The sequence below is a fragment of the Burkholderia sp. ABCPW 11 genome (genome assembly GCF_001523445.1).
Lineage (GTDB): Bacteria > Pseudomonadota > Gammaproteobacteria > Burkholderiales > Burkholderiaceae > Burkholderia.
The window spans coordinates 26,296-48,637 of sequence record NZ_LOVM01000025.1; the positions used below are offsets into that span (position 1 = coordinate 26,296).

Here is a 22,342-nt window from a genome sequence, read left to right on the forward strand (position 1 = left end):
TGCGTTTGAGCCGGGGTGCGCCGTGCTGCGGTCTCGTTTACCCGCCAGATTGCTGCGTCCCAACGATGGGTGAATGAAATTCACACCCAAGGTATGGACATTCCATTCGGAGGACATAAACAATCCGGCCTTGGCACGGAGCATGGAAACGAAGGGCGGCAACTGTTCGGTAATCCGAAGATTGTCTTGATCCGGAAGTAGTCCGGGCGTCGCGGATGCCGGGCAGGGTCTGCACGTTGCGACCCACGGGCAATCACGTGCGCACGCGTGCCCGTGCGAGGAGAGAGAGCCCGTCTCCCTCGCACGCGCTTGAATCGCCGCCAGCGGCCAGGCCGCTCGACGCATGCGGCAGGTGGGGCGCAAGGTCTGCGACTGCTGGTCCGGCGTAACTTTCGTCAAACAGGCCCGCTGCGTAAGGCCGATGCATTACTCGAGGAGAACGAGTAATCGGAGCGGGTGCGTCGCCGCCCGTTTCTCGTCATCTGTTCGTCCAATCGTCGCCGGTATAAGCGACGGTCGCGATTCTCTCCTCATTCGTGCGGCGTCCATCCGTTCCGTACTCGCGTGGCGATCATGCCGTCGAATCGAAACCGAATGCCCGACGCTGCGTCGCTGGAGGCCGGCGGATGCGGAGGCATGTCCGCCTCGATGGCCGCGCCGACGTGTAACGGCTCACGCGCGTATGCCTGTCAGCGCCACGTGCTGTTCTGCAACACGATCCGATAGCCATCGGCATCCTCGAAAGTCTGGCCTGATATTTCCCAGTACGGATTGAACGATGTCACCGGCATGAAGCCGTGTGCGGTCGCGCGTTCGCACGCGGCCTCCCATTCCGGACGATCGGGCAGGTAGAACACGATCAGATCCTCGGGCGTCGGCGACGGCGCGATCGGATGATCGGGGCAGTGCGTGAACTCGAAGTGATAGTCGAGGCCCGCGCGTCCGAGCATCACGCCGGAAAAGCCGTCGTGATCTTCGAAGCGCGCCAGTACCGACAGATCGAGGGCGTCGCGATACATGCGCTCGGTGCGGGCGAGGTTGGCGACCGGGCGGGCAATGCGCAGATGGGTGTGCAAGATGGCCTCGGCGGGAAGTGGCGCGCGGTCAATGATAAGTCGGCCGATCCGGATTGGGCGATGCGAGCGGATCGTGTTTCCGGCGATACTTGCCGTATCGAACGATATCGATCCGGCCTGAGCAAACGGATCGAATTGTCGAGCCTCATCTCGCGAAAGAAAAAACATGACGCTTCTCGATCCCGTGTGCCCACCCGCGTCGCGGCGGCGACTCGTCTGCAAAGCATTCGAATTCTTGTGTTCCGCCGCGCCTGCCGTACGACGCGCGGATAGGCGCATGCCGGTAGGGAGGTGACGAATGGACAAGCCCGATCTTCGTCGGCCGGTTGCCGGACCGTATCGTCAGTCGCGATGGGCGGTCGGCCTGGAGGCCGCTTTCGGATGGCTGGCAAAGGGGACGTTGGCACTGGCCGGGCTGGCGGTGGTCGCATTGGCGGCGCTGACGGGCGACGTCGGTGCCCTGACGGACCTGCCGTCGACCAGGAAGGGCTGGTTGTACCTGCTGCTAATAATAGTTGTGGCGGTCGCGCTGATATTTGCGGTGCATCACTACTGGCTGCGTCCGGCCGGCTAGCCGGAACGGAAAACGATGTGGCCCCGCAATCCGCGCAGGCAATAAAAAAGCCCGCTGCTTGAGCGGGCTGAATCCATGTTTGGAGACATGGAGGAGACAGACGTAAATTTAAGGGAAAACCCGAACGTTTGCAAGCCCTCGTTGTATCCGCACAACTTGCCGCCGCGCGGCATGGCCTCATTCACATGCCGGCGGCCCGTGCGTGCGCCGCGAACCCGCCGAACCGCTCTTGCGCGACGGGCAGCGCGTATTTGCTGCGCATCTCCGTCTCGATCCATGCACACGCCTCGCGCGCGCAGTCGGTCAACGCGAGCCGCGTCGCATGCCCGTCGATGTCGTACACGAAACGCACGCCGACCTCGTCATCGTCAACCTGTCGTTCGAGCTGATTGAGTTGCAGTTGCGGCCCGTGCTGTTGCGACAGCGCACGCAATTCGTCGAAGTGATATTCGAGCCAGTCCGCGAAGAACAGTGCGTCGCTGTGGCACGGCAGGCGGAAAGCCGCGCTGCGCGACGGGCGCGCAGCGGTTTCTCCGGCCGGCGCATGCGGTTCGCGGTCGATCGCGATGGGCGGATCGACCGGCGCGAGCGGATGCCGAATTCGCCGGTACGGTTCGCGGTCGCGCAACGCGTGCCACAGCAATTCGTCGCCGGCGGCGCCGGACGGCTGCATCGTCAGGTCGTGCCGACCGTCGCCGGTCGCGGCGATGTCGCGGATCACGAGGCGCAGCGAGCACAGCGGCTCGTCCGCGACCAGCAGGGTGGCCGGACGCGGCAGCCCGCATACGAGCGGCGCGGCGCCGGCGGCACGAAACACGAGCCCGCGGCGATCGAGCCGCACGAGCGGCAATGGCCTGGGAAACGACGGGTAGGCGACCGCGATGCGGGCGCCGCCGGCACTCGTCAATCCGGGCATCATCGCGCGAAAGACCTGGGACTGGTCCACGTTGGTTCTCCTTCGTTACGATGCCGCCCGGACGGAAACGCGTGTTCCGGCTCAGGCGGCGATAGCTTGCCGGGCGGCCTGCCCCGGCTCGATTCCTAGCGCAGCAAACGTTTGCGGATCGATGTCGATCCAGCACGCGACCACCAGACGTCCGTCCACCTGCTTCGGCGGGCCTGCACGGTGCGCGTGTATGCCGATCCGGCGGAACAACCGCTCCATGCTCGCGAACGTCACGCCGATCAGCTGTCGCGCGCCGAGCTGCGCCGCGCATTCGACGACGGCCGCGAGCATCGGGCGCACGGCCCATTCGGCATTGCCCGGGCCGCCTTCGGCGTCGGTCGCCGCGAATCGGGACAACTCCCAGACGGCGGCCGATTGCGGCAGCGGCATGTCCTCGGCGACCAGATCGGCGAACAGCGACTTCAGCAGATACGGGCGCGTCGTCGGCAGCAGGCGCGCGCATCCGCACATGTCGCCGTCGGCGTTTCGCGCGAACACGTAGACGGTATCGTCGCGATCGAACTGGTCACGCTCGAAACTTTCGTTCGCCGACGGGAGCGCCCAACCGAGCTGTTCGACGAACACGCGGCGCCGATAGCGCCCGAGATCCGCCGCGAGTTCGTATGGCAACCGCCCTTCCTCGTGAACGAAGGTCTGCATGGATGTCCTCGGATCTGTGCTTTTGTATGCATCCATTACAGCGCGCGGCACGAGGAGCCTGTAACTGGTAACTCTTACAGGGTGACGGCGTAAAGACGCCATTTGCGCGGCGGTAACGGTTTCTTGATCGACGGGATTGAAAACCGGGCAGCTTTTGCTTATAAAGAGCGCCAGTCTCGCAAAATCGTCAGAGGAATGTGCGGCCGGTTGTCACTGGAGCGTGGGACCGGCATGATAGGCGTCGTTGTGCCCGAGCAGGGCAGACACGACCGCGGCAGGCCAGTCGATGGCGGCGAGCCGTGCGGCGAGCGCGGCTGCCGTGCGGAACATGCCGATGTCGGCGCCTTTGGCGTCGGTGGCCATCACGTTGCTGCGGACATCGCCGCCCGCGATCACGAACGTGCCCGTCGCGCGTTCGAGGTACCAGTCCCAGCCGACCGTCACGTACGCGACGCCGGCACCGGCGGCGCGATGCCATTCGGTATAACCGGCGAGGCGGGCATCGATCGCGTTGTCGCGCAGTTCGGCCAGCAGCGAGGGGTCAAGGCCGCTCGCGACATGGTGGAGCACAAGCGCGGCCAGTGCGCCTTCTGACAGGCGTACGTAGCCGTCCGGGGACGGGCCGGGGACAGGATGCAGCAAGGGTGAAGTCATGCGCGGAATGTATCAGCCTCGAACGGGTGCTGGAACCTGACAAGTATGACAGCGTGACGTTGTCGGAGAAAGAATGGAACTGCGCTGGCAGGATGCCTACCAACAATTCAGCGCCGCGGAAGACGAGCAGCAGCTCTTCCAGCGGATCGCCGCCTATTCCAAGCGGCTGGGATTCGAATACTGCTGTTACGGCATTCGCGTACCGCTGCCTGTTTCGAAGCCGGCGGTCGCCATCTTCAATACCTATCCGGACGGCTGGATGGCGCACTATCAGGCGCAGAACTATATCGAGATCGACTCGACGGTTCGCGATGGCGCGCTCAGCACCAACATGATCGTCTGGCCCGACGTCGACAACATCGAGCCCTGCCCGCTGTGGCAGGACGCGCGCGATTTCGGGCTGTCGGTGGGCGTCGCGCAGTCGAGCTGGGCGGCGCGCGGCGCGTTCGGCCTGCTGAGCATCGCGCGTCATGCCGACCGGCTGACGCCGGCCGAGATCAACATGTTGACGCTGCAGACGAACTGGCTCGCGAACCTGTCGCATTCGCTGATGAGCCGCTTCATGGTGCCGAAGTTGTCGCCCGCGGCGGGCGTCACGCTGACCGCGCGCGAGCGCGAGGTACTGTGCTGGACGGCCGAGGGCAAGACTGCGTGCGAAATCGGCCAGATCCTCAGCATCTCGGAGCGGACGGTCAACTTCCACGTGAACAACATCCTCGAGAAGCTCGGCGCGACCAACAAGGTCCAGGCGGTCGTCAAGGCGATCTCGGCCGGGCTCATCGAAGCGCCCTGACGCGACGGCGGCGCCGGATGCGGCGGCCGCCGCGCGGCTCATTCCATCATCGGCTCCGCTTCCTTCGCGGTCCAGCTCACGCTGGAAATGCTTTTCTCCATGCTCATCCGGCTCGCGATCTGCTCGAGCTTCTGCTGATCCTTCGGATGCAGCTTCAGCGTCGCGGTCACCTTCAGCCGGTCCGGCTGCTCGGGCACGTCCTCGCTCGTGAGGCTCTGGAACGACAGCGGCTTCGCATACATCGCGTTCGACAGCAGCGTGCGGATGTGCACTTCGTCGGCGGCGAGGCAAATCACGGTGATCTGGTATTCGCGCACGAGGTCGGCATTCGAGACGGGCGTCGCGTTGATGGCCTGGCTGACGCCGCGCAGCACCGTATTGGTGAGCAGCACGACGCCCGTGCCGGCGAGCGCGGGCGCGTAGTGACCGGAGCCGGACAGCACGCCGACGGCAGCCGAGCACCACAGTGTCGCGGCCGTGTTGATGCCCTGGATCGAACCCTTGTCGCGCATGATCACGCCGCCGCCGAGAAAGCCGACGCCCGACACGACGTACGCGGCGATCTGCGTGACGCCCGCGACGCCGTTGCCGGTCAGCACGCCGAGCGTGACGAACAGGCACGCGCCGCTCGCGACGAGCGTGATGGTGCGCAGGCCGGCCGTGCGCTGGCGCATCTGGCGCTCGAGGCCGATGGCGACGCCGCAGGCGAACGCGGTGAAAAGACGGAGTGCGAAATCGAAAGTCATGGTTGTCCTGCCGTGCGAGAAGCGCATGCCGGCTGGCGTCGCTGCGACGCAAGGCCGAAGGCGACGCGGCGATAGCCGTCATCGCGCGGTACTGTACCGCGCGAATGCGTCGTTCAATGTGAAACGGATGGCGTGCGGCTCGCGGAACGCGAGCCGAGGCAGGAGAACTGCGGCGGACAGGCGTTCAGGCGGCAAGCGGCGCACGCAACGGAGTGCTGCAACTGTCCACGATGGTTCCTGAAGGAAGAATGGGCGGCATTCTAGTGGGCGGGGCGCGCCCGCGTCAACCGCCTGGCGGCGCTACTGCGCCGAGCCGATCGTGCCCGTCGCGAGCGCGAGTGCGGCGGCGGCCGATAATGCGCCGGCATAGCTGTCGACCTCCGCGTTGCGCGCGGCGAGCAACTGGCTTTGCGCGATCGTCGCGTCGGTGACCGAGCCGACGCCGTTCCGGTACGCGGTCAGCGCCGCGTCGTAGCTCGTTTGCGCGGCATCGACGAGCGCCTTCGCGGCGTCGTGCGACGCCAGGCTCGTCTGTACCGCGTTCTGCGCGGCGACGACCTGGCGCACCGCTTCCTCCTTGGTCCGCGTGAGGCGCGCGGACGCGCTTTCCGCGTCGTTGCGCGCCTGCATCAGCACGGCCGAGCGCAGACCACCGTCGTACAGCGGGATCGTCACGCCGAGGAATACGCCGCCGCCGTAGCGGCTGCCGTTCAGGTTGACGGTCGGCGCCTGGTCGCCGATCGCGGGCAGCGCGGAGATGGACGTGCCGCCGCTCGCATACGACGTCGACGCGGACAGGAAGATCTTCGGCATGAATGCGGCTTGCGCGGCCTTGATCTTCGCGCGATTGGCCTTTTCGACCGCGAACGCACCCTGCAGATCGGGACGGCGCGCGATCGCGTCCGACACGATCGCGTCGACCGACGAACCGAGCGCGGGCGGCAGCGGCCGCTTCGGCAGCGCGGCGATCGTCGGCTTCGACAGCGGCGAGATGCCGAGCGCGGAGACGAGGGCGAGGTAGCCGTCGCTTTCGGCGCCGTTCGCCTGCACGAGCGCGAGGTTCGCCTGCGCGCGGTTCTGCGTCGCCTGCGCGAGCTCGACGACCGTCCCGACGCCGTGCTGGAGCCGCGCGCGGGACGCCGCGAGAATCGCATCCGCGTTCGCGAGGCCCTGCCGTGCGCTGAGCGCGCGCGAGCGTGCGGCTTCGTAGCGGTAGTAGGAGACCGTCACGTCGTGGATGACCTGCTGGTGCACGGCCGTGAACGCGACGTTCGACGCGATCGACGCCTGTTCGGCCGCTTCGACGCGCGCCGCGCGGCCGCCGAAATCGAACAGCAGCCATTGCAGCGACAGCGCCGAAATCGTGCCGTGCACGGTGGTGTTGCTGGACGAATCGCCGAGGATCGTCGACGTCGAGCCGTGGTTCGCCTGGTACGCGCCCATTGCCGTCGCCGACAGGCGCGGCAGATATGCGGACTTGGCGAGGCCGACCGCGAGCGCCGCGTTGCGCGCGTCGTTCCATGCGATGCGGGTCAGCGGGTTCGCGGATTCCGCGAGATCGATCAGCTCGGGCAGCGTGTACGCATGCGCGGCATCGAGCGCGGCCGGAGCCGGCACCGACGCGAGCGCCGGCGATGCAGGCAGCGTGTAGTCGTGTGCACCTTGCGCGGAAGCGCGCGGCGGCGCGGCCACGATGTCGCCCGCAGCCGACGTTTGCGGCTGCCACGGGCGGTCGGATGCCTCCGGCGCCAGATCGATCGACGACGTCGCGCAGCCGGCCAGCGCGACCGCGGTCGCGAGCGCGGCGGCGGCGATCGAGGCGGCCGGCGGTTCAGGTAGACGCATGAGGGGCAGGCTCCTTCGGTGTGGCTTGACGGGCGGCGTCGGCGACATGGGCAAGCCGCGTGTCGATCAGGTTCAGCAGCGCGTCGCGCGCGGGGTCGGTGGGGGCGGCGCCCGGCGGCGGCGGGGCATCCGTGCGGGGCGCGGTTTTGTCGTCGCCCGGCGCAGTCACGCGCGCGAGTTGCGCGCCGATCGCCGCGTCGCCGGGTTTGCGTTCGGCGAGCAGGAACAGCGGGCCTTCGATCGCACCGAGTTCCGCGAGCGCGCGCCGCCGTGCGGCGAGCCACGTCGCGGCCGGCCGCACCCACGACGGTTCGTAATGGATCAGGCCGAGCTCCTGCGAGATCGCGCCGTGGCGGGCGAACGCTTCGGCGGCCAGCGCGCGCCGTTCGGCCGGCTGCGCGATCTGCGCAACGCGCCGCCACTGGTCGAGCAGCGCCGCGAGCGCCGTGTCGATCTGTTTGCCGATGCTGACCGGCCAGATGCGTGTGAACACGAGATACACGACGACGTTGCCGAGCAGGATGCCGATCGTGCGATCGCGCGCGAGCGTCAGGTCGAAGCCGGGGCCCGCGCCCTGGATGACGCACAGGAAGAATGCGAACGCGACCTGGAAGCCTGCGTACGCGATGCGCGGCGATCCGAACGCGACCCACGCGGACAGCCACGCGCCGGCGAAGACGAGCGCCATCAGTTCGCCGATCGACGATAGCGACGGGACGACGAACACGAGCGCGGCGGTGCCGATCAGCGCGCCGACGATGCAGCCGGCGATGCGCAGCGTGAGCTTCTCGACCGTTTCGGCCGTCGAGCCGAGCGACACCATGTAGCAGGTGATGAAGCAGGTATGGATGCCGGACCAGTCGAGCTGCGAGTACAGCAGGTAGCAGAACATGGCGGCTGCCGTCGTCTTCAGCGCATAGCGGATGTGGTCGGGATTGGTACGCGCGTCGGGCACGAAGAAGCCGCCGCGCGGGGCGGGTGGTGCGGTGGCTGCCGCCGGTTCGTCGGCGGTGTCGGTCGCTGTGGCCGGTGCGTCGATGGCGGGCGGTTGCGCGAATTGCGCGATCGCGGCGTGCAGGTCCGTCGCGACGACGCGTGCGAGCGGCGGCAGTGCATCGGCGGCCGGCAGCGCGAGCGTCACGTCGACCGGATAGCCGCCCTGTTCGAGGATCGCGGCCATCTCGTCGAGCGTCGCCGCGATCGGCGCCGCGAATGCGTCGGGCAGTCGCGCCTCCGGTTCGCGATCGGCAAGCGCGACCGCGACGAGTAGCGCGGTGCTCGACGCGACGGCCTGCCGCAACGCGACGACATCGGCGCTCGACGACGAGCCTTCGAGCTTCGACAGCTTGAGCCACGTGAGCAACTGTTTGTCGCCTTCGCGCAGGCTTGCATCGAACGCGGCGCGCGCGTCGTCGTCGCCGCGCAACCGCCGCGCGGCGAGCCGCAGCCGCTTCGCGAGCTGCGCATGCGCGAGCGTGCGCGGCGACGGCGCGATCAGCAGGTTGACGACGATCGCCGCGCCGACCGGGATCGCGACCATCAGCCATGCATAGAGCAGCGCGCGCGTTGCCGCTTCGCCGACCGGCGCGAGGCCGAGCTGGTCGAGCCCGAAGCCGACGATCATCGCGAGGATCGCGCCGACCGGGCGCAGCTTGCTGGCGGACGTCAGATAGAGCAGGCCGACGGACAGCACGGCCATGCACGCGACGCGCAGCACCGAATACTCGATGCTGAAGATCGCGACGCCGATCACGAGCGCGATCACGAGCGTGACGAGCAACAGCATCGCGACCGCGAGCACGGCGCTCGTCACGCGATCGGCGCGGTTCAGGAAGAACACGACATACGCGGAAATCGCGGCTTCGGGCGTGCCGTATCCGCTCGTCACGAGCACCACGAGCGCACAGATCAGCGCGACGCGCACGGCCATGGCCGCGCGCCCCGGAAACGGCGCGAGCAGCCGCAGGACTTCGCGCGGGCCCGGCGAGCGGACGTCAGCGGCAGGCCGAGCCATGCCGGACCTCGACGATCGCGCTCGCGCCGACACGCACGAGCTTGCCGTCGGGTTCGTCGAGCTTCACGCGCACGGGGAAGCGCTGCGCGACGTGCACCCAGTTCACCGAGCGCTGCACGATCGGCAGCGAGCGCGGCAGGTTGATGCGGTCGCTGTCCGCGATGCCGGCGCCGATGCCGACGACCTTGCCCGTCATCGGGCGGTCGCGGTCGATCATCGAATAGACGGTCGCGCAGTCGCCGACCGCGATGCGATTGAGCGACGTCTCGCGGAAATTGCCGACGGCGAACCATTCGCTCGCGTCGATCAGCGTGAAGATCGACTGGTTCGGCGCGAGGGTCTCGCCGGGGAGCACGCTCAGGCCCGTCACGAGCCCGTCGTGCGGCGCGCGCACGACCGTATCGTCGAGCGCATGCTGCGCGCGGGCCAGCGCGGCTTCGCGCGCATGCAGCGTCGCGATCGCGTCGGCATCGTCGCCGATCGTCTGCGCGGACGCGCGCTGCTGCTCCTGCGCCTGCGCGAGCGACACGGACGCGTCGCGCTGGCGCACCTTCGCCTGATCGAACTGCTGCGCGCTGACGTAGCCCTGCGCGGCGAGCGGTGCCAGCCGGTTCACGTCGCGGGTCGCGAGATCGTAGTTCTGCGTCGCGCGCTTGACTTGCTCGGCGGCGACGGACGCGTTCGAGCGCTCGCCGATCAGCGAGCGGCGGCGCGTGTCGAGCGATGCGCGCGCGAGCTCGAGATCGGCCTGCGCCTGCGCGACGCTCAGCCGGTACGGGACGGGACGGGATCGATCACGTACAGCAGGTCGCCTTTCGCGACGCGCTGGTTTTCATGCACCGCGAGCTGCACGATGCGGCCGCCGACCGGCGACGCGACGTGCACGACGTCCGCGTCGATCGACGCGTCGTCGGTGGACGGGTAGGCCGTCGTGCGGTGGTACGCGTACGCGAGCGCCGCGATGCCGAGCGCGACGATCGCGAGCGCGATCACGCGACCTTTGACGGAGGGGCGGGCGATGCCGGCGGCCTTCATGCGAACGGCCCCGTGCCGGTGAGCCAGACGATCACGGCGACCACGAGCCCGATCGCGGTGCAGACGGCAAGCTGGTAGGGCACCGTCGCGGCCCAGCCGGTCGCGACGAACACGCGGTGCGCGACGATCGCGCCGACGATGCCGACGATCGCACTGACGAGCCACAGCGGGAAGTACGCGCCGAACAGCACGTAGGACGGCGCACCGCGCGAGGCGCAGCCCGCGAGCGGCAGGGCGGGCGCTAGGACGGCGGCGACGCGCAGGGGCGCGCGCGGCGTTGTTTTTCTCATGATGTGACGAGCTCGACGTTGAGGGTGGATGCCGGGCGCGGCGCAATGCGGATCGTCGCCGCGACGACGATTCCGGGATACGGAGCCGATCATAAATCAGCGCGATACGGATCGCCAGCGATCCGGCATGCGTTCACGGCATGGAGCGAGGCTGGCCATGGCCGCGCCGTCGGTCATGCCGGACGGTCCGGCAGTGCGGGTCGGCAGCGGTGGCCGGACCGCCGCGATTCTGCCAGCAGCCGCTCGCGTAGGGTTGCTAACGGACTGTAAAGGATCGTCAGACGAAAATCGCGCAGCGGAATTTGCCGTGTGGGCGCAGCGGAATCGGCACGCAAATCGCCGATTGCTGCTCGAACCGTGCGAATCCGGTTGGTTCGGCTGACCACGCGCATCCTCGACGAGCCGGCCGACGAGATCGCGTGCGAAGCGCGGCAGCACATCGGGATCGGCGACGCGGATCTGCAACCGGCGCTCGCCCGGTCGCCTTTGAGCGCGACGAGGTGCAGCGCCATCGTCTTCGCATGACGACGCGCGGTGCCTGCGGGCAGTACGCCGACGTTCTCGACGATCATCCTGCAGGCCGTCTCGAAGTGGCTGACCTGGATGCGCCCACGCGGCATGCGCTGCATGCCGGCGGCCGCGCGTTTCGGGAAGGCGCGGATCGCGCTCGCGTCGTGCAGGCCGATGGCGTCGCGGTCGAGCGTCGCGACGAACGGCGTCGATGCATGGCCGCGACGCCGGTGTATGGCCGATCATCGCGCGAAGCCGTACGGCGCTGCACCGCCGGGCGCGACCCGTCGTCGCGGCCGGGATCTGTGTACCATCGTGCGTATGGCGCGACACGCGGCACCGGGCATCACGGCCCGTGCGACGCGCGTCGCGGAAGCGGTAGTGCAACGAAGGCGAACGTTCCATGCGAAGTTTCTTTGTCCGGTTCATTGCAATCGGCGTGCTGTTCCATCTGTATGTCGGGATGCGGATCATTCCCGATGCGTTCGTGTCGCCGCTCGCGCGCACGATCGCGGCGCTCGTGCTGGCGAGTTTCGTCGTGTTGATTCCGGTCGGCATGTTCTCGCGCCGCTTCGACGAAGGATGGGCGGCGACGCTGGTCGGCTGGGCCGGCGCGCTCGCGATGGGCTTCTTCTCGTCGCTGCTGGTGCTGACGTTGCTGCGCGAAATCGTGCTGCTCGGCGTATTCGCGTGGCGGCATCTCGGGCATGACGGCGCGTGGAGCGGCGCCGCGCCCGACACGGCGCTCGGCGTGCTGGCGGCCGCGGTGCTCGTGACCGCGATCGGGTTCGTCGGCGCGCGCCGCACGGCGGCTGTCAAGCGCGTGTCGATTCCGGTCGCGGGGCTCCCGGCCGCGCTCGACGGGCTGACGATCGTGCAACTGTCCGACATCCACGTCGGGTCGACGATCAAGCGGCCCTACATCGAACGGATCGTGCGTGCGGTCAATGCGCTCGACGCCGACCTCGTGGTCGTGACGGGCGATGTGGTGGACGGTTCGGTCAAGCGTCTGCGCGAACACACGGCGCCGCTCGGCGAGATGCGTTCGCGGCACGGCACCTTCCTCGTGACGGGCAACCACGAGTACTACGCGGGTGCGCATGCGTGGATCGACGAGTTTCGTCGTATCGGGCTGACGGTGCTGCTGAACGAGCACGTGCTGATCGAGCGCGGCGGCGCGCGGGCGGTGCTCGCGGGCGTCACCGATTTCACGGCGGGCGGATTCGATCCCGCCCATCGCAGCGACCCGGCGCAGGCGCTGGCCGGCGCGCCGCGCGACGTCGGCACGAAGATCCTGCTCGCGCACCAGCCGCGCAGCGCGGAAGCGGCGAACCGCGCGGGCTTTACCGTGCAACTGTCGGGGCACACGCATGGCGGCCAGTTCCTGCCGTGGCCGCCGTTCGTGCGACTGCAGCAGCCGGTGATCGGCGGGCTGAACCGCTTCGGCGACATGTGGCTGTATACGAGCCGCGGCACCGGCTACTGGGGACCGCCGAACCGCTTCGGCGTGCCGTCCGAGATCGCGCTGATTCGACTGACGCGCGGCTAGCCGATGGCAGGGAGGCGGCCGTCGCGCGATACGAACGCGCATCGCGATGCACCGCGGCTTCCTTTCGGCCTTTCGGCTGCGAATGACAGCGCATGGCGGCGCGCGGCGCCGTTGGCTAGTATGCAGACATGCGTCGTTCGCTTCGTTCCTCACTCGTTCCTGCCGACATGTCCACGCCCGATCTCTTCGCCGATACGCCCGTGCCAGACGTGGACTGGTACCCGGACTGGCTTGCACCGCCCGACGCCGATCGCGCGCTGGCCGCGCTGATCGACGAGGTCGCGTGGCGGCAGGACACGATTCGCACGCCGCGCGGGCGCATTCCGTTGCCGCGGCTCACCGCGTGGCAGGGCGAACCGGATGCCGTTTACGTGTACTCGGGCATCCGCAACGTCCCCGGGCCATGGACGCCGGCCGTGGTCGGGCTGAAGCACGCGGTCGAGGCGACGTGCGGCGTGCGCTTCAACAGCGTGCTGCTCAATCGCTATCGCAACGGGCTGGACAGCCTCGGCTGGCATGCGGACAACGAACCCGAACTCGGCGATGCGCCGGTGATCGCGTCGGTGAGCCTCGGCGCGATGCGCGTGTTCGATCTTCGCCATCGCGCGACCGGCGTCACGCATGCGTACCGCCTCGTGCATGGCAGCCTGCTCGTGATGCGCGGACGCACGCAGGCCGAATGGCAGCACCGCGTGCCGAAGGCGCCGGCCGTGCAGGGCGAACGTGTGAACCTGACCTTCCGGCGCGTGTCGATGATGGGCGGATAGATCGCGCCCCGTTTCCCGGGCCACGAAAGGGCGATGCAAGCAATTGGCCCGGCGTGCGGCACGTTGCCGCACGAACGCGATGCCGGGCGGCTCGGCGTGCCGCTGAGGCCCGTCCCGCAAGGCTTTCGGGTAGATGCGATCAACCGCCCGGTTCCGATAGGTGAGTGAAACCTCTGATGGTGCGTCGCAACAATCCGTGAATAAACTGTCGAATGACAGAAACGCGTCGGCGTGCCGGCGCGACCTTTTCGATATGCCTCCGTGCGCTGCCGATGCAGTGCGCAACGGGGCAGGAGCAAAACGCGTGACCGTACTCGACCCTTCCTTCGCACCCTCGCTGCACGTCTTCGAGCAAGACGGCGGATGGCAATGGGCGCTGACGGTGAAGCGGGCGACCGGCGTCGGCGTGAAAGTCGTGGCGTTCAGCCGGGAAGGCTTTCGCGGCGAAGCCGAGGCATACGCCGCCGGCCAGCTCGCCCGCGCCGAATATGACGCCGCCGTGACGGCCTGACGCCGTCGCGCGATCCCGCCCGAGGATCGCCTTCACCGTCGGCCGCTCGCTGGCGGGCGGTGCTTTCCCGATCGTTTTCCGTCTTTCGTCTCGTGCCCCGCGCGATGCGCGCATCGCGCGGGCGGGCGCGCCTGTTCGCCCGCGCCCGCCGCGCCAAATGGTCCGTACCATTCGACACGTGCGTGCCATACGTCGCGCTTAACGTCCGGGCATGGCGTCCGTCGCGCTGGCGACGCGGCCTGCGCCGCGGCTTGGACGCCGGACGCCGACCCATCGACGAGAATGATGCAGGTCATGTGCGACGACAGAACCGACTACCACCACCCTGCGTGCGGCGGACCGCGCCCGACGCGGGCGCCGGAACGGGGATTCACGCTGATCGAGGTGCTGATCGCGCTGGCGATCGTGGCCGTGGCGCTGGGCGCCGTGATGCGCGCGATCGGCGCGCTCGCGTCGGACACCGACACGGCGCGCATGCGTCTGCTCGCGTTGTGGAGCGCCGACAACGCGCTCGGCGAGATCCGTATCGCATCGGCCTGGCCGTCCGTCGGCGCGAACACGTTCGCGTGCCCGCAGGGCCGCTACCGTTTCGTGTGCCGCCAGTCGGTGGCCGCGCTGCCGAGCCCGCTCGTGCGGCGCGTGACGGTGAGCGTCTATCCGTCCGCATCGAGCCGCAACGTGCTCGCCGAAGTCGTCACGGTGATCCAGAATGAAGCGCGCCGCTGAACGTCGCGGGGCCGGGCGCGCCCGTGCCCGCGGCTTCACGCTGATCGAGATGCTGGTCGCGATCGCGCTGCTCGCCGTGATCGCGCTGCTGTCGTGGCGGGGCCTCGACGCGACGATTCGCGGGCGCGACGATATCGCGTCGAATCTGGCGCAAACGCGTCTGCTCGGCCGTTATTTCTCCCAGTTGCAGTTCGACCTGATCAACCTCGTGACGGCCGACGAGGTGTTCGGGCCGCCGCTGCGCATCCGGCCGAACGAACTCGTGATGGTGCGCCATCTCGGCGTCGGTGGCGGACCGGCGCAGATGCAGGTCGTGCGCTACCAGCTCAAGGGGCGCGAGCTCGTGCGCAGCGCGTCGCAGCCGCTCGCGTCGCTGGCCGACGTGGAGGATGCACTGAAGCACATGGATGCGTTCGCGCGCGTGGTGGTCAGCAACGATGCGCGGACGATGCAGCTTTCCGTGTGGATTCCGCCGGGCGGATGGACGACGAGCCAGACGGCCATCGAGCAGAGCTATACGCAGTTTCTCGCCCAGCACGGCGTCAGCAACATCACGTCGCTCGGCATGCCGCTGCCGCGCGGCGTGCGTTTCGCGGTCACGATGGGCGCGCCGGCAGTCGAATACGTGCGGACGATCCCGATCGGCCAGTGACGGCGGCGCGGGTCGCTCGCGGCGCGCAACGCGATCCGTCCCCCGGACAAAATGGTCCGTAACTTTCGTCATACGTCTGTTATTACCCGTCCGTTAGTCTCGTGACGAGCATGACCGCTGCGACCGGCTCCATCGAACCGGGACGGCGGCGGCATCGGCAAACGGGAAGGGGGCGAACGTGACGGTCGAGCACCGGCATGATGCATACGCGGGCGCGTCGGGACTCGATGCGCGCGGTCAACGGCAATCGGCGGCGATCCTGAGCCGCGCACAACACTCGCACAGCGCCGGACGGTTCGATGACGCGGCGCGCGACTATCTCGCCGTGCTGGAGAAGGAGCCGGACAACCCCCAGGCATTGCACCTGTACGGCGTGCTGCAGTTCCAGCGCGGCGCGGCCGACGCCGCCGAAGCGTTGCTGCGCCAGTCGATCGCGATCGCCCCCGGTACGCGCGCTCTGTCGGATCTCGGTGCGATCGCCGGCGAGCGCGGCCGTGCGGGCGAGGCGCTCGAGCATTTCGCGGCCGCGCTGCACACGACGCCCGACGACGTGCAGACGCTCGTGCGCCGCGGCAACACGCTGCTCGGATTGCGACGCTATGGCGACGCGCTCGCGTCGTTCGACCGTGCGCTCGCGGTGTCGCCGCTCGTCCTCGATGCGTTGTGCAATCGCGGCAGCGCGCTGCGTGCACTGCACCGCTTCGACGAGGCACTCGATACCTACGACCGCGCACTGATGGTCGATCCGCGTTCGTTCGAATCGTGGTTCAACCGCGGTCTCGTGTTGCGCGAGCTGCAGCGGCCGGCCGATGCGCTGCAGTGCTTCGAACGCGCAAACGCGATCCGGCCCGGCCTGGCCGCGATCATGGCCGAGCGCGGCCGTACGTTGATCGATCTCGATCGACCGGGCGAGGCGCTCGACGCGTTCAACGAAGCGATCGCGGCCGATCCCGCGCGGATCGACGTGCTCTACAACAGCGCGGTCGCGCTCGAACGACTCGGCCGCGCGGACGAGGCGCTGGCCCGTTGCGAGCGCGTGCTGGCGTTCGATCCGGATCATGTCCGCGCCCATGCGAGTCGCGGCAACGCGCTGCTGCAGCTCAAGCGCTACGACGATGCGCTGGCGGCCTATGCGCGCGCGCTGGCGCTCGCTCCGCACTCGGTGGAGACGTTGTGCAACCGCGGCACCGCGTTGCGTTACCTGAAACGCTACGACGAAGCGCTGGCCAGCTACGACGCCGCGCTTGCGCGCGACGCGGGGTTCGCCGAAGCCTGGACCAACCGCAGCAACGTATTGCAGGACCTGCATCGCTACGACGAAGCGATGGCGTCGCTCGACCGTGCGCTCGCGCTGCGTCCCGATCACGCGACGAACTGGCTCAACCGCGGCAACCTGTATTTCGAAACGGCGCGCCCGGACGACGCGCTCGCCGCGTACGACCGCGCGATCGCGCTTCGTCCCGACTACGCCGAAGCGCATTTCGCGCGCGCGTCGCTGTATCTGATCGAAGGCGATTTCGCGCGCGGCTGGCCCGAGTACGAATGGCGGCTGCGCGACGCGCAGTTGGCGCGACACTACCGGCCGTTCACGCAGCCGGCGTGGCAGGGCGACACGCCGCTCGACGGCCGGACGGTGCTGATTCATGCGGAACAAGGGTTCGGCGACACGCTGCATTTCTGCCGCTATGTGCCGCTGGTGGCCGCACGCGGTGCACGGGTCGTGTTCGAGGTGCAGCCGCAATTGCGCGCGCTGATGGCTTCGCTGCCCGGAGCGGTCGACGTGATCGCGCGCGGCGATCCGCTGCCGGCGTTCGACTGCCAGGCGCCGCTGTTGAGCCTGCCGCACGCGTTCCGCACCGACGAAGCCACGATTCCGTCTGCCGGCGCCTATCTGCATGCCGACCCGCAGCGCACGCGCCAGTGGGAGGCGCTGCTCGGCGATCGGCGCCGGCCGCGGATCGGGATCGCGTGGGCCGGCAATCCGGAGCATCGCAACGATCACAACCGGTCGATCGATTTCGCGCGGCTCGCGCCGCTGTTCGATCTCGACGTCGACTGGATCAGCCTGCAAAAACCCGTGCGCGAACGCGACGCGGCGCTGCTCGCGCAGGCGCCGGTGCTTCGCGTCGACGACGAACTCGGCGACTTCGCGGACACGGCCGCGCTGATCGGCGCGCTGGATCTCGTGATCGCGGTCGATTCCGCGGTCGCGCACCTGGCGGGCGCGCTGGGCCACGCGGTGTGGGTGCTGCTGCCCGATCCCGCGGAATGGCGCTGGATGCGGACCCGCGGCGACAGCCCGTGGTATCCGTCCGCGCGGCTGCTCCGGCAGGCTGCGCCGGGCGACTGGACGGGCGCGATCGACGCGGTGCGTGCCGCGATCGCGCCGATGACACGTTAGACACGACACGCGACACGAACAGCGACAAGTGGGGGCCACACGATGACACCGAACGGGGAAGGGACGACACTCGCGAGCGCGCCGGTCGCGCCGGATCGCCGTCCGCCCGACGCCGCGCAACTCGACCGGCTGCTCTTGCGTGCGCGCAAGGCACACCACGACGGCGCGCTGCAGCATGCGGAACACGCGTATACCGAATTGCTGACGCTCGATCCCGAGCATCCGGAGGCGCTGCACCTGCTCGGCGCGGTGCGCTTCCAGCAAGGGCGGCTCGCCGATGCCGAACCGCTGATGCGGCGCTCGATCGAGCGCCGGCCGGCGCCGCTCGTGCTCGCGAATTACGCGGCGGTGCTGACCGGGCTCGGGCGCGAACACGACGCGCTCGCGCGGCTCGACGAAGCGCTCGCGATCAATCCCGTCCATCAGCGCGTGCTGTTTCAGCGTGCGGGCCTGCTCGCGCAACTCGCGCGGTACGACGACGCGTGTGCGGTCTACGATCGGCTGCTCGAGCTGACGCCCGGTTTTGCCGACGGCTATGTGAAGCGCAGCGACATGCTGCGCGCGCTCGGCCGCCACGACGACGCGCTCGCCGACTGCGATCGCTCGATCGCGCTGGCCGGGCGTTCGTTCGACGCGATGCGCGGGCGCGGCCTCGCGCTGCGCGAACTCGGCCGCTTCCGCGATGCGGTCGACAGTTACGGCCACGCACTCGCGCAGACGCCCGGCAGTGCCGAGGTGCTGTTTCTGCGCGGCGTCGCGTATCTGGATCTGCACGAGCCGGAGCGCGCGCTCGCGGATTTCAACGCGGCGATCGCGGCGAGCCCGACCTTCGTCGATGCGATCTTCAACAGTTCGATCGCGCTCGAGCAGCTCGGCCGGCACGACGAGGCGCTCGTGCGCTGCGACCGCGTGCTCGCGATCGATCCGCGCCATGCGCGGGCACTGGCGAACCGCGGCAATGCGGCCAGTCATCTGGAGCGCTATCGCGACGCGGTCGACAGCTATGCGCGCGCGCTCGACGTGGAACCGGGTAGCCCCGGCGTGCTGTGCAACTACGCGAGCGCGCTGATGCGCGTCGAGCGTCACGACGACGCGCGCGACATGTGCGACCGCGCGCTGGCGCTTGCCGAAAACTATGTGCCGGCCTGGTTCACGCGCGGCCGCGTGGCGCTCGAGACGCACCGCTACGCGGCCGCGCTCGACGATTTCGCGCGCGTGATCGACGCGACGCCGCGCGACAAGCTCGCGCACTTCCACAAGGGCAATGCGCTGCGCGCGCTGCGGCGTCACGACGACGCGCGGCAGGCGTATGCGGATGCGATCGACATCGATCCCGACTACGTGCTCGCGCATTGCATGCGTGCGTTCCTGTGTTTGTCGATCGGCGATTTCGAAGCCGGCTGGGCCGAGTACGAATGGCGCTGGCGCGACACGCAGCTCGACGCGAGCCGGCGCACCTTCGCGCAGCCGCGCTGGACGCACGGGATGCCGCTCGACGGCAAGACGATCCTGCTGTACCCGGAACAGGGGCTCGGCGACACGCTGCAGTTCTGTCGCTACGTCCCGCTCGTGAAGGCGCTCGGCGCGCGCGTCGTGCTCGAAGCGCCGGTCGAACTGAAGACGCTGTTCGCGACGCTCGACGGCGTCGACACGCTCGTCGCGCGCGGCGAGCCGCTGCCGCCGTTCGACCTGCATTGCCCGCTGCTGAGCCTGCCGCTCGAATTTCGCACGGACCTCGCGTCGATTCCGGCCGGCATACCGTATCTGGCCGCCGACCCCGTGCGTGTCGCGCAGTGGCGCGAACGGCTCGGCGCAGCGACGCGGCCGCGCATCGGCGTCGTGTGGTCCGGCAACCCGCTGCACCTGAACGACCGCAACCGCTCGATGACGCTCGCGGATCTGCTGCCGCTGTTCGACGACCGTTACGAGTGGATCAGCCTGCAGAAGGTGGTCCGCGACGACGATCGGCCGGTGCTCGACGCGAGCGCGGTGCGCTTCGTCGGCGACGCACTCCAGGACTTCGCCGATACGGCGGCGCTGACCGCGCTGATGGACGGCATCGTCAGCGTCGATACGTCCGTCGCGCACCTTGCCGGCGCACTCGGCCGGCCGCTCGCGCTGATGATTCCGCATACGCCCGATTTCCGCTGGCTGCTCGATCGTGACGACAGCCCGTGGTATCCGTCGGCGCGGCTGTTTCGCCAGCCCGAGGGCGGGCAGTGGGCGCCCGTCGTCGAGCGGATCGCGGCCGAGTTGCCGGCGCTCGTCGACGGAGGCGAGCGATGAGTGTGCGCCGCGAGGCAGCGCCGATGGCCGGCGCCATACCGGGCGCCGTGGCCGTGCCGCTGCATGCGGTGCTCGCCGACGCGTTGCGCAATGCGCGCATGCGTCTCGAACAGCGCGACTTCGCGGGGGCCGGACGGCTCTACGAAGGCGTGCTGACGATGGCGCCGGATCATGTCGAGGCGCTGCACCTGCTCGGCCTCGTGCATCTGCAGCTCGGCGATCCCGCACGGGCGGAGCCGCTGATCGCGCGCTCGATGAAGTTCGGATTGAACCAGCCGTGGAACCTGGCGAACCACGCGGCGGCGCTGACCGGTGTCGGCCGTCATCGCGACGCGCTCGCGCTCGCCGATCGCGCGCTCGCGACCGATCCGGACCATGCACCGTCGCATGCGGCACGCGGCGATGCGCTGCTCGGGCTCGGGCAATACGATGCGGCGCTCGCGGCCTACGATCGGGCGCTCGTGCGCGAACCGGCGCACGCAACCGCGTGGCGCAAGCGCGGCGAGACGCTGCGGCGGCTCGAACGGCCCGCTGATGCGCTGATCAGCATCGAGCGCGCATTGCGGATCGACCCGAACGATGCGGCCGCGAACATCGAGCGCGGGCATGCGCTGCGCGCGCTCGGCCATCGCGAGCAGGCGCTGCACAGCTATCAGCTCGCGATGGTCGTGCGCGGCAAGACGCCCGAACTCGTCTACGCATGCGGTGTCGTGATGACCGAACTCGGCCGCCCGGCCGACGCGCTCGCGTGTCTCGACGAAGGGCTCGCGCGGCTGCCGAAGGACGAGCAGTTGCTGTACGCGAGTTGCGTCGCGCTGGATCTGCTGCACGCCCGCGACGAATTGCTGAAGCGCTGCGACCGGCTGCTCGCGCTGAATCGCGGCCACGTTGCGGCGTGGGTCGGGCGCGGCAACGCGCTGCTCGGTCTCGAGCGTCATGCGGAAGCCGCCGAAGCATATGCGGAAGCGCTGGCACGCAATCCCGACGATATCGACGCGCGCCGCAACCGCGCGGCCGCGCTGCGTGCGCTCGGCCGGTTCGACGACGCACTCGCCGAATACGATGCCGCGCTGGTGCTGACGGGCCCGCATGCGGAGCTGCATTACAACCGCGCACTCGCGCTGCAGCAGCTCGGTCGCTACGACGACGCGCTCGCGAGCCATGCGGCGGCGGCCGGCGCGCCTGCGGACACGGCGCAGGCCTTGTTCACGCGTGCGCTGGCGCGCCAGCACATCGGCGACGACGCCGCGGCGCTGACCGACTATGCGCACGCATGCCGACGCGATCCAAATCACGGGGCCGCTCGTCGCTCGCTGGCGTTCTGCCAACTGCTCACGGGCGATTTCGACGCGGGCTGGCGGCAGCACGAGGCGCGCTGGGAGGCGGCCGACGTGATGCTGCACCGGCGTCATGCGGGCCGGCCGCTGTGGACCGGCGACGAACCGCTCGCAGGCCGCACGCTGCTGCTGCATGCCGAGCAAGGGTACGGCGACACGCTGCAGTTCTGCCGCTACGCAAGCCTCGCACATGACCTTGGCGCGACCGTGATCGTCGAGGCGCCTGCTGCGCTCGGCGAACTGCTCGGCACGCTGCGCGGCGTGAGCCGGGTCGTCACCGAAGGGCAGCCGATGCCGGCGTTCGACCTGCAGTGTCCGCTGATGAGCCTGCCGTACGCGTTCCGCACGACGCTCGATACGGTGCCGGCCGACGTGCCGTACCTGCGCGCCGATGCGCGACGGCGCGCTGCGTGGGTGCAGCGGCTCGATGCACTTGTGCCGCAGGGCCGATTGCGCGTCGGACTGGCGTGGTCCGGCAATCCGCGCCATGCGAACGACGAAAACCGCTCGATACCGTTCACCGCGCTCGCACCGCTCGTCGAGTGCGGTGCGCTCGACGTGACGTTCGTGAGCCTGCAGCCGCAGGTGCGGGCTCGGGACGCCGATGCGTTCGCCTCAAGCGGCGTGCTGTCGTTCGCGGACGCGCTTACGGATTTCTCCGAAACGGCGGCGCTGGTCGACACGCTGGATCTGGTGATCAGCGTCGACACGTCGGTCGCGCATCTGGCCGGCGTGCTCGGGCGGCCCGTCTGGGTGCTGCTGCCGCGCGTGCCGGACTGGCGCTGGCTGCTCGAACGCGACGACTGCCCGTGGTATCCGTCCGCGAGGTTGTTCCGGCAGGCGAGGCCCGGCGACTGGCCGGCGGTGGTCGAGCGGGTGGCTGCCGCGCTCGGCGAGGCGGCTCGCACGCGCGCCCAACCGGCGTGACCGGCCTTCCATGACAAAAGCTACGGACCTTTTCACGGCGGCC

The 22,342-nt window shown here is 69.0% G+C and carries 20 protein-coding genes and 1 pseudogene; 11 read left to right on the plus strand and 10 right to left on the minus strand.

Features of this window, described 5'->3' with window-relative positions; genetic code table 11:
* Positions 1 to 15 precede the first annotated feature (15 nt).
* Positions 16 to 201: an aldehyde dehydrogenase family protein gene (locus WS61_RS32990; RefSeq protein WP_095211652.1), complete on the plus strand. Its 186-nt coding sequence runs from the start codon at positions 16 to 18 to the stop codon at positions 199 to 201.
* A 488-nt stretch (positions 202 to 689) separates the two neighbouring features.
* Here the strand turns inward: WS61_RS32990 and WS61_RS09215 are convergent, their stop codons facing one another.
* Positions 690 to 1,076, minus strand: a complete 387-nt coding sequence (locus tag WS61_RS09215) for a VOC family protein (protein ID WP_059500193.1) — start codon at positions 1,074 to 1,076, stop codon at positions 690 to 692.
* Between the two features lie 298 nt (positions 1,077 to 1,374).
* Between WS61_RS09215 and WS61_RS09220 the strand changes: the two genes are divergently transcribed.
* Entirely contained in the window at positions 1,375 to 1,650 is a 276-nt protein-coding gene (locus WS61_RS09220; protein ID WP_059500194.1) for a hypothetical protein, read from the plus strand.
* Between the two features lie 181 nt (positions 1,651 to 1,831).
* On the opposite strand, the gene WS61_RS09225 is transcribed toward WS61_RS09220, so the two are convergent.
* The 3 genes from WS61_RS09225 to WS61_RS09235 form a co-directional block, all read right to left on the minus strand.
* Positions 1,832 to 2,596, minus strand: a complete 765-nt coding sequence (locus WS61_RS09225) for a hypothetical protein (protein WP_179949668.1) — start codon at positions 2,594 to 2,596, stop codon at positions 1,832 to 1,834.
* A 51-nt stretch (positions 2,597 to 2,647) separates the two neighbouring features.
* Positions 2,648 to 3,256, minus strand: coding sequence for an acyl-homoserine-lactone synthase (locus WS61_RS09230; RefSeq protein WP_059500196.1), 609 nt, complete (start codon positions 3,254 to 3,256; stop codon positions 2,648 to 2,650).
* Between the two features lie 210 nt (positions 3,257 to 3,466).
* Complete coding sequence (locus WS61_RS09235; RefSeq protein ID WP_059500197.1) at positions 3,467 to 3,910, minus strand: DUF4902 domain-containing protein; 444 nt, start codon at positions 3,908 to 3,910, stop codon at positions 3,467 to 3,469.
* A gap of 73 nt (positions 3,911 to 3,983) precedes the next feature.
* Between WS61_RS09235 and WS61_RS09240 the strand changes: the two genes are divergently transcribed.
* A complete protein-coding gene (locus tag WS61_RS09240) occupies positions 3,984 to 4,703 on the plus strand; it encodes an autoinducer binding domain-containing protein (RefSeq protein WP_059500198.1) in 720 nt (239 codons plus the stop codon).
* 38 nt (positions 4,704 to 4,741) lie between these two features.
* Here WS61_RS09240 and WS61_RS09245 read toward each other — a convergent pair whose 3' ends face one another.
* The 6 genes and pseudogenes from WS61_RS09245 to WS61_RS35600 all read right to left on the minus strand — a co-directional run bounded on the left by WS61_RS09245 (position 4,742) and on the right by WS61_RS35600 (position 11,205).
* Positions 4,742 to 5,449 carry an MgtC/SapB family protein gene (locus tag WS61_RS09245; protein ID WP_059500199.1) on the minus strand — a complete coding sequence of 236 codons (708 nt, stop codon included), beginning with the start codon at positions 5,447 to 5,449 and terminating at the stop codon, positions 4,742 to 4,744.
* A 300-nt stretch (positions 5,450 to 5,749) separates the two neighbouring features.
* Complete coding sequence (locus tag WS61_RS09250) at positions 5,750 to 7,294, minus strand: TolC family protein (RefSeq protein WP_059500200.1); 1,545 nt, start codon at positions 7,292 to 7,294, stop codon at positions 5,750 to 5,752.
* A complete protein-coding gene (locus WS61_RS09255; protein WP_059500201.1) occupies positions 7,281 to 9,308 on the minus strand; it encodes an FUSC family protein in 2,028 nt (675 codons plus the stop codon). Before WS61_RS09255 ends, WS61_RS09250 begins: the two co-directional genes overlap by 14 nt.
* A pseudogene (gene mdtN, locus WS61_RS09260) lies at positions 9,289 to 10,343 on the minus strand (multidrug transporter subunit MdtN). The gene WS61_RS09255 and the pseudogene mdtN overlap by 20 nt, the downstream one beginning before the upstream one ends.
* Positions 10,340 to 10,633, minus strand: coding sequence for a hypothetical protein (locus WS61_RS09265; protein WP_012339766.1), 294 nt, complete (start codon positions 10,631 to 10,633; stop codon positions 10,340 to 10,342). Before WS61_RS09265 ends, mdtN begins: the two are co-directional and overlap by 4 nt.
* 173 nt (positions 10,634 to 10,806) lie before the next feature.
* A complete protein-coding gene (locus tag WS61_RS35600; protein WP_257127222.1) occupies positions 10,807 to 11,205 on the minus strand; it encodes a hypothetical protein in 399 nt (132 codons plus the stop codon).
* Positions 11,206 to 11,546: 341 nt separating this feature from the next.
* Between WS61_RS35600 and WS61_RS09270 the strand changes: the two genes are divergently transcribed.
* The 8 genes from WS61_RS09270 to WS61_RS09305 all read left to right on the plus strand — a co-directional run bounded on the left by WS61_RS09270 (position 11,547) and on the right by WS61_RS09305 (position 22,299).
* The gene (locus tag WS61_RS09270; protein WP_059500202.1) at positions 11,547 to 12,692 is read left to right on the plus strand and encodes a metallophosphoesterase; all 1,146 of its coding nucleotides are present in this window, start codon (positions 11,547 to 11,549) and stop codon (positions 12,690 to 12,692) included.
* Between the two features lie 167 nt (positions 12,693 to 12,859).
* A complete protein-coding gene (locus WS61_RS09275) occupies positions 12,860 to 13,459 on the plus strand; it encodes an alpha-ketoglutarate-dependent dioxygenase AlkB (RefSeq protein ID WP_179949669.1) in 600 nt (199 codons plus the stop codon).
* Between the two features lie 304 nt (positions 13,460 to 13,763).
* The gene (locus WS61_RS09280) at positions 13,764 to 13,970 is read left to right on the plus strand and encodes a hypothetical protein (RefSeq protein ID WP_034204546.1); all 207 of its coding nucleotides are present in this window, start codon (positions 13,764 to 13,766) and stop codon (positions 13,968 to 13,970) included.
* A gap of 294 nt (positions 13,971 to 14,264) precedes the next feature.
* Positions 14,265 to 14,696 (plus strand): type II secretion system minor pseudopilin GspI, encoded by a 432-nt coding sequence (gspI, locus tag WS61_RS09285; protein WP_059500348.1) that lies wholly within the window; start codon positions 14,265 to 14,267, stop codon positions 14,694 to 14,696.
* The gene (locus WS61_RS09290) at positions 14,680 to 15,348 is read left to right on the plus strand and encodes a type II secretion system protein J (protein WP_059500204.1); all 669 of its coding nucleotides are present in this window, start codon (positions 14,680 to 14,682) and stop codon (positions 15,346 to 15,348) included. Before gspI ends, WS61_RS09290 begins: the two co-directional genes overlap by 17 nt.
* A 178-nt stretch (positions 15,349 to 15,526) precedes the next feature.
* Positions 15,527 to 17,749, plus strand: a complete 2,223-nt coding sequence (locus WS61_RS09295) for a tetratricopeptide repeat protein (RefSeq protein ID WP_059500205.1) — start codon at positions 15,527 to 15,529, stop codon at positions 17,747 to 17,749.
* Between the two features lie 42 nt (positions 17,750 to 17,791).
* Positions 17,792 to 20,035, plus strand: a complete 2,244-nt coding sequence (locus WS61_RS09300) for a tetratricopeptide repeat protein (protein WP_059500206.1) — start codon at positions 17,792 to 17,794, stop codon at positions 20,033 to 20,035.
* A gap of 23 nt (positions 20,036 to 20,058) precedes the next feature.
* On the plus strand, positions 20,059 to 22,299 hold the full coding sequence (locus WS61_RS09305) for a tetratricopeptide repeat protein (protein WP_059500349.1): 2,241 nt from the start codon (positions 20,059 to 20,061) through the stop codon (positions 22,297 to 22,299).
* Positions 22,300 to 22,342: the final 43 nt, after the last annotated feature.